Origin of the sequence: Frankia gtarii, from assembly GCF_025403375.1 — a bacterium.
Taxonomy (GTDB): domain Bacteria; phylum Actinomycetota; class Actinomycetes; order Frankiales; family Frankiaceae; genus Frankia; species Frankia gtarii.
Genome location: NZ_JAMPTM010000319.1, coordinates 1 through 7,328, shown reverse-complemented (window position 1 = coordinate 7,328; position 7,328 = coordinate 1). Strand labels below are relative to the sequence as shown.

Genomic DNA, 7,328 nt, shown 5'->3' with positions numbered 1-7,328 from the left:
ACCGCGGGAGCGCGGTCGATCCGCCCCGCCGGCCACCCCGCCGGCCGAGACAGCCGGGACAGCCGGGTGACCAGGCGGCCCGCAGCTGCCGAGCTCAGCTCGGGGTGACCAGCCGCGGCCAGCGATCCGTGGCCGTACGCAGGCCGGCGACGCTGACTGTGATGGCGACGCTGACTGTGATGACGCAAAGCCGACACCTCGGCCGCGGAACGCCGCAGATCCCTTAAAGTCACTGAATATGACCGCGGTGCTACCGCGCCGCGCGGCTACCCCGCCCGGCCGGCTGAGACTGGTGTCGATCGTTGTGGCGGTCGGCCTGGTCCTGCTGTGGGTCGCGGCGTTCGCCTCGGGGCGGTCCCGCCAGCAGGCGCTGGACTCGCTGCGCACCGACAGCGGCGCGTCGTTCATCGCGGCGCAGAACCTGCACGCGGACCTCTCGGCGGCCGACGCCGCGGCGGCGCGGGCGTTCCTCGCCGGCGGCGTCGAGCCTCCCGACCAGCGAGCCGCCTACCAGCGGGCCGTCAGCGACGCGAGCGAGCGGATCGTCGACCTCGCCCGAGCGGGCGGCCCGCGGGAGCCGCTGACCGTGCTCACCGAGCAGCTGCCCGTCTACACCGGCAAGGTGGAGCGGGCCAGGGCGAACAACCGGCTCGGTCTCGTCGTCGGCGGTGCCTACCTGCGGGAGGCGTCGAGTCTGATGCAGGGCACGATCCTGCCGGCCGGCGACCGGCTCGCCGCGGCGGCCGCGGAGCGCATCGACCACGATTACCGGCAGGCCAGCCGCGTCCACCACCCGATCCTGGTCGCCGCCGCCGGGGTGGCGACGCTGGCCGTCCTGATCGTCGTGCAGGTCCGGCTGTTCCGGCGGACCAACCGCGTCTTCAACCCGGCGCTGGTGGCGGCGACGCTGCTCGCCGCGCTCGCGCTCGGCTGGACGATGACCGCGTTCGCGGTGCAGCGCACCCGTCTGCTCGACAGCCGCGACCATGGCTATGTGCCGATGACGATGACCGCGCAGGCCCGGGTGCTCGCGCTGCGCGCCTGGGGCGACGAGAGCCTGTCGCTGATCTCCCGGGGCAACGGCGCGGACCTCGACGCCGACGCCGACGCCGTCAGCGCCCGGCTGGGCTACGACCCCCAGGGCCGGCCGGCTTCCACCGGGCTGCTCGTGGCGACCGCGGCGCTGCCCGGCCCGGACCGGGCCGCCCGGGGCGCGCTCGCGCCCACCTGGCAGACCTATCAGGCCAGCGCGGTGCGGGTCCGCGCGCTCGTCGCCGAAGTCGGCGGGTTCCAGCAGGCCGTCGCCCTGGCCCAGGGCGGCGGCTCGGCCTCCTTCCGCCGCTTCGACACGGCGTCCACGGTCGTGTTCGACGCCAGCCGCGGCCGGCTCGAGCGCCAGCTCGCCGACGCCGACGACGCCCTGGACACGCTGCCACTTGCCGTCACCGCGGCCCTCCTGCTCGCCATCGCCCTCACCCTCGTCGGTATCCAGCTCCGCATCAACGACTACCGGTAGCCGCCGTCATGCCTGGACCCACGACTCTCACGCCCCCCACGATCCCCACGACGCTGCCGCGGGTCGTCGCGGTGGCCGTCGCGGTGCTGCTGGCCCTCGTTGGCACCGGCTGTGCGACCGTCGACGCGGGGCTTCCCGCGCAGGCACGGCCGCTGGCCGCGACAGCCGCCTCGTCCCCGCCGGCCACGGGCGTCCCGGCACCACCGGCCACGGGTGTCCCGGCGCCGGCGGGCAGCGGTGGAGGCTGCGGCGATCCGCAGGCGAGCCTGCGGCCACCGGCTGTGCCTCCGGCGCCAGGGGCGATGCCGGCCGGCACGTTCCTCGCGGCGATCCAGCAACGCGGCTACCTGCGGGCCGCGGTGCTCGCCGACGTCCCCCCGTTCGGTTCGATCAACGCGTTCAACGGGCAGTTCGAGGGCTTCGACGTGGACCTGGCGAACCGCATCGGCCGGGCGATCTTCGGCACGGACGGGCATGTGCGGTTCCGCGCGACGACCTACGCCGAGCGCATCCCGGTGCTGCTGCGCGGGGACGTGGACATCGTCGTCGCGACCATGACGACGAACTGCGAACGACGCCGGCAGATCGACTTCTCCACCGTCTACTGGTACGAGACGCAGCGGATACTGGTCCCCCTCGACTCGCCCACCCGCAGCCTGGACGACCTCGGGGGGCAGCCGGTGTGCACCGCGGCGGGGACCACCACGGTGGACACCCTGCGCCGGGCGTCGTCGCACCCGGTCGTGCGGACCGTGCCGAACATCGCCGACTGCCTCGTGCTGCTCCAGTCCGGCCAGGTCGCGGCGATCTCGACGACCAGCGCGGTCCTCGCCGGCATGGCGGCGCAGGATCCCCGGGTCCACCTGGTCGGCCCGGGGCTGTCCAACGAGCCGGACGCGATCGGCGTCGCCCGCGGCCATCCGGAACTGACCCGGTTCGTCAACGGCGTGCTCGCCGACGTGCTGCGCGACGGCACCTGGGCCGCGATGGTCCAACGCTGGCTACCGGCGCTGCGCCCACCCCCGGCGGCGCCGGTCCCCCGCTACACCGACGGCGGGTGACCCGGCGTGCCCTGGTCCGGATGGCCGGCGGGCCACGGGTGTACCTGGAAGCTGTACCGGACGAGCGCACCGATGCGTTCCCGGTAGGCGGTGGTCTGTCTGGCCGCGCTCTGATCACCGCGGTGCTCGGCGAGCAGAAGCGCGTCGACCTGGTAGGGACCGTCGAGGTACTCGTCGAGGCGGGCGGAGTCGCGGTACTCGATCCGGACGAGTCGGTAGAGGTTGGCGAACTTCTTCGCGGCGCGCGGGTTCGGGAGCAGCGGGTAGAGGTCGGCGAGGAATTCCCGTTCCCTGGCCCGGAACATCTGCGGCTCCGGTGCGGGAGCTGGGTGCCGGGGGCCAAGCGGACACGTTCGGTCAACTCGCTCTCCTGGCGATTCGAGGGTTTCGAGGTGGTCGTGGTGAAGCGCGTCTGCCGCGGGGCTTGCCCCCGCCCCGTCGGTGCCGGTCCCTCGCCGTGCGCAAGGCGGGCTATGCGACCTGCCTTCTCCCAGGCCGGCCGAATTCGCCCTGGTGACAGGCCCGTGTCGCATAGCATTCGGGCCCGGCGAACCGGGCGAGGTGACGACAAGACGACATCGCCCCACGCACGGTGCTCCACCGACTTACGATCAGTCGTCCCGTGGCGTCGGGCCGGCCCCGGGCGCCGTGACCGCCGCGGCTCACGGCGGTGGACGGCGCGGGTCCCCCGGTGGCCGGGACGGTGGGCGGGCGGAACGGTGCCGACGGTGACGATCGGGGTGGTGGTGCGCACGGCATGGCCGGCATGTCAGGTGCCGCGCGGGCGGGTGGTTCGCCGCGGGCGGCCGGATTCGGGGCGTCGCCCGGCCGGCGCGCGCCCGCAACGTCCCGCGCCGTCCGCGCTGTCCGTGCTGCCCGTGCCCCGCAGGGGGGCGGGACCGGCCGCGGCGACGCGCCGGGGCTGACCGACGATGCGCACCCGCTCTGATGTCGATGCGGCCCTGGGCGAGCTGCGTTCGGGCAGCGCGCGGCTCGCCGCTGAGCTGCTGGAGCTCGACGCCGTCATCGACGGGCATCTCGGCGATCCGCCGCGGCTACGCGGGCGCACGGCCGAGATCGCCGCTGACGCCCGCCGCCGGCTGGTGGGGCTCTGGGAGACCCACGGCGCCCTCAACGACCTGCTCACCGCGACCGCGACGGAACGGGGGGAAGGTCCGCGGGTCAATGGGCGGCGCCTCGCCCGGCTGACGGCGCTGCTGGACGCCGAGCCGGGTGGCGTTCCCGCCCAGCGCCGCCTCGACGAGGCGCTCGCGAACGTCCGCGCCCTACGCGCCGGCGCCGACGAGGTCATCGCGGCGCGGGCCGCGCACCGTGAGGCGCTGGCGCCGCTCGGCCGGCAGCTGAGTGCGACGCTGGCGACGGCACAACGCCTCGGGCTCGCCGCCCCGGCCGGCACCGACGCGGCCGGCAGCTCCAACGCGGCCGACGGCTCCGAGAACGGTGAGGTCCCAGCGCTCGCGACGGCCCGCGTGGCGCTGGCGCTCGCCCAGGCCGCGGTGGCCGCCGACCCGCTCGACGTGCCGGCGGAACTGCTGACCGCGGCCGGCGAGGCGCTCGCCCCGGCCGTCGACGCCGTGGCCGCCCTCGCGCGGGCACACGATCACCTCGCCGAGGACCTGGCCGCCGCCGGCGCCCTGCTGGCGCAGGTCATCGCGGTCGCCCAGACCGGCGAGCGCCGCGCCCGGGAGGTCGTCGAGCGGGTCAGCGGTGACGCCGACGGCCTGCTTCGGCTGTCCGACGGGTGGTTCGACGCGCCGCGGCGCGGCCTGCGGCCGTGGCTGGACCGGCTGAGCGCCGCCGGCGAGGCCGGCGACTGGCGGCTGGTCGGCTACGGCCTGCCGGCGTGGCGGCGCACCGCGCAGGCGACGCTGGCGACGGCGACGACGATCGCCGAGACGAACGCGGCACCGGTGCGTCGCCGCGACGAGCTGCGCGGGTTGCTGCGGGCGCTGCGGGCCAAGGCCGGGCGCACCGGGCTGGGTGAATCCGCCGAACTGGAAGCCCGCTACGCCCCCGCGCTGGCCGCGCTGGGCTCGACCCCGATCGACCTGGACCGGGCCGAGAGGCTCGTCCGCACCTACGCGGACGCCCTGCTGGCAGCCGCGCCCGCCCGAAACGAGGAGTTCGCGTGACCGAGACGATCCGGTGTCCCGAGCCGGACTGTGAGGGCGTCATCGAGGACGGCTACTGCACGATCACCGGTCTCGCCTACCGGCCGCCCGGACCCGCGGCCGCCGACGTCACCGGCCCGGCGGCGACGGGTGCTGCCACCGGTGGGAGCGCCGGCTCGGCGGCGACGGGGGCCACCGGCTCGCGGCGGTCCCGGCGTGGCTCGACGAGTCGCAGCGCGCCCGACCGGCTGGGCGCCGGGCTGGTGCGCATGCCCGAGATCGAGCTGCCCGATCCGACGTCGCTGCTGCTCACCGACCCCCAGCTCCCGCAGCGGCTACGGCGCTGCGCCCGCTGCGACGAGCCGGTCGGGCGCTCCCGCGGGAGCCAGCCGGCGTTGGCGGAGGGGTTCTGCGCCGGCTGCGGGCAGCCGTACTCGTTCCGCCCGGCGCTGCAGGCCGGCGACCGCATCGGCCAGTACGAGATCGCCGGCGCCCTCGCCCACGGCGGGCAGGGCTGGATCTACCTGGCCCGCGACCACGGCGTCGGGGGGGACTTCTGGGTGGTGTTCAAGGGGCTGCTCGACTCCGGCGACCGCCACGCCCAGGCCGCGGCGATCGCCGAACGCCGGTTCCTGGCCGCGGTCGACCATCCCGCGATCGTCAAGATCTACACGTTTGTCGAGCACGCCGGGACCGGCTACATCGTGATGGAGTACGTCGGCGGCACGTCGCTGCGTGACGTGCTGCGCCGACGCCGGGCCGCCGCGGGCCGGCCCGACCCGCTGCCGGCGGCCGAGGCCGTCGCCTACCTGCTCGCGGTGCTGCCCGCGTTCGCCTACCTGCACCGCAACGGCCTGGTGTTCTGCGACTTCAAGCCGGACAACATGATGCTCGGCCAGGAGTCGGTGCGGCTGATCGACCTCGGCGCGGTGCGGCGCATCGACGACCACGACGGCGCCGTCTACGGCACGGCCGGCTACCAGGCGCCGGAGGTGCCCACCGAGGGCCCTTCGGTGGCCTCCGACCTCTACACGGTGGGCCGGACGCTGGCCACCCTCATCCTCGACTTCCGCGGCAACACCTCGACCTACCGCCACACCCTGCCACCGGCGTCCGGCCACCCGGTGCTCGCCCGGCACGAATCGCTGTACCGCCTGCTGGTCAAGGCCACCGCGGTCGCCCCGGACAGGCGCTTCGCCAGCGCCGAGGAGATGCACGGCGAGCTGCTCGGCGTCCTGCGGGAGATCGTCGCCGCGGAGCAGGGCACCCCGACGCCGGCCCGCAGCACCCGCTTCACCGGTGACGCCCACCCCACCGGCGAGCCGCCCGCACCGGTGCCCTGGGCGCTGCTGCCGAGGCTGCTGCCCGATCCGGACGATCCTGCGGCCGCCGCGCTCGCCGCGCTGCCCGACGTCGCCCCGCACCAGCTCGCCGAGCTGCTCGGCGCGATGGGCACCACGAGCGTCGGTGCCCGGCTGCGCCTGGCCGACCTGCGGACCCGGCTCGGTGAGCGCGACGCGGCCCGGGAGCTGCTCGACGCCATCGCCGCCGAGGATCCGCTCGCCTGGCGGGTGCACTGGCAGCGCGGCCTGCTGCTGCTCGCCGAGGACGACGCCGCCGGGGCGGTGGCCGCGTTCGAGCGGGTGTACGGCGAGGTGCCCGGCGAGCTCGCGCCGAAGCTGGCCCTGGCCCGCGCCGCCGAGGCCGGCGGCGACCTGCCCCGGGCGCGCCAGCTCTACGACCTGGTCTCGCGCACCGACGACACGTTCACCAGCGCCGCGTTCGGGCTGGCCCGGGTCCGCCTCGCCGCCGGTGACCGCGCCGGCGCCGCGCAGGCCTACCAGCGGGTGCCGGCGGCCTCGGCGGCCGGCGTCGAGGCGCGGATACGCCTGGCCCGGGTGCTCGGCACCGTCACCGCCGCGGGCGTCCCGGACCGGGCCGGCCTGCTGGCGGCGTCGACGATCCTCGACGATCTGGACCTCGATCCGGCGGCCCAGGCGGCCCTGCGCCGGGATCTGCTGGCCGGCGCGCTCGACCTGGTCACCTCCGGCGCGGTGGCCGCGGACCCCCAGGTGCGCGTCGCCGGTTCGCCGCTGCGGCCCGCCGCACTACGCCTCGGCCTGGAACGCACCTACCGGACGCTCGCCCGCCTGGCCGCGACGCCCGACGAGCGCTACGCCCTGGTCGATCTCGCCAACGGCATCCGTCCACGGACCCTGGTTTGACCGCCGAGCGGCCCCCGCGCCCGGAAATCCCACTTCCCGACGAGTCACCGGGCACCCGACGGTGCCCGGCGTGCGCGGCCGTCGTCTTCCCGGACGACCGGTTCTGCGAGCGGTGCGGCACCGGGCTGGGCCTGGGAACCCCGCCCGCCGACCGCATCGATCTCGATCTCGGCAGCGCCGCGGGAGTGTCCGACCGCGGTCTGGTGCACCGGACCAACGAGGACGGTTTCGGGCTGCGTGTCCTCGCCGGGCCCGCCGGTGGCCCGGCGATCGCGACCCTCGCCGTCGTCTGCGACGGGGTGTCGACGGCCCCGGGATCGGGACCGGCCGCGGTGCGGGCGGCCCGCGACGCGGTGGACCTGCTCGCGCAGCTGGCCGCCACCCTGACCACGCC

The 7,328-nt window shown here is 75.9% G+C and carries 5 protein-coding genes and 1 pseudogene; 5 read left to right on the top strand and 1 reads right to left on the bottom strand.

Translation table 11 applies throughout. The features are described from left to right. The first annotated feature begins 238 nt into the window (after positions 1-238). Both NBZ83_RS28230 and NBZ83_RS28225 read left to right on the top strand, forming a co-directional pair. Complete coding sequence (locus NBZ83_RS28230; protein ID WP_264763970.1) at positions 239-1,516, top strand: GlnX family signal transduction membrane protein; 1,278 nt, start codon at positions 239-241, stop codon at positions 1,514-1,516. Between the two features lie 8 nt (positions 1,517-1,524). Beyond that, positions 1,525-2,577 carry a glutamate ABC transporter substrate-binding protein gene (locus tag NBZ83_RS28225; RefSeq protein ID WP_261576140.1) on the top strand — a complete coding sequence of 351 codons (1,053 nt, stop codon included), beginning with the start codon at positions 1,525-1,527 and terminating at the stop codon, positions 2,575-2,577. On the opposite strand, the gene NBZ83_RS28220 is transcribed toward NBZ83_RS28225, so the two are convergent. Next, positions 2,559-2,882, bottom strand: coding sequence for a hypothetical protein (locus NBZ83_RS28220; protein WP_261576139.1), 324 nt, complete (start codon positions 2,880-2,882; stop codon positions 2,559-2,561). The two genes, NBZ83_RS28225 and NBZ83_RS28220, sit on opposite strands and share 19 nt — an antisense overlap. A 627-nt stretch (positions 2,883-3,509) precedes the next feature. Here NBZ83_RS28220 and NBZ83_RS28215 point away from each other — a divergent pair. The 3 genes and pseudogenes from NBZ83_RS28215 to NBZ83_RS28205 form a co-directional block, all read left to right on the top strand. Then, entirely contained in the window at positions 3,510-4,730 is a 1,221-nt protein-coding gene (locus NBZ83_RS28215; RefSeq protein ID WP_261571043.1) for a hypothetical protein, read from the top strand. Next, complete coding sequence (locus tag NBZ83_RS28210; RefSeq protein WP_261576138.1) at positions 4,727-6,934, top strand: serine/threonine-protein kinase; 2,208 nt, start codon at positions 4,727-4,729, stop codon at positions 6,932-6,934. The genes NBZ83_RS28215 and NBZ83_RS28210 overlap by 4 nt, the downstream gene beginning before the upstream one ends. After that, a pseudogene (locus NBZ83_RS28205) lies at positions 6,931-7,328 on the top strand (zinc ribbon domain-containing protein); the annotation flags it as partial. The gene NBZ83_RS28210 and the pseudogene NBZ83_RS28205, both read left to right, overlap by 4 nt.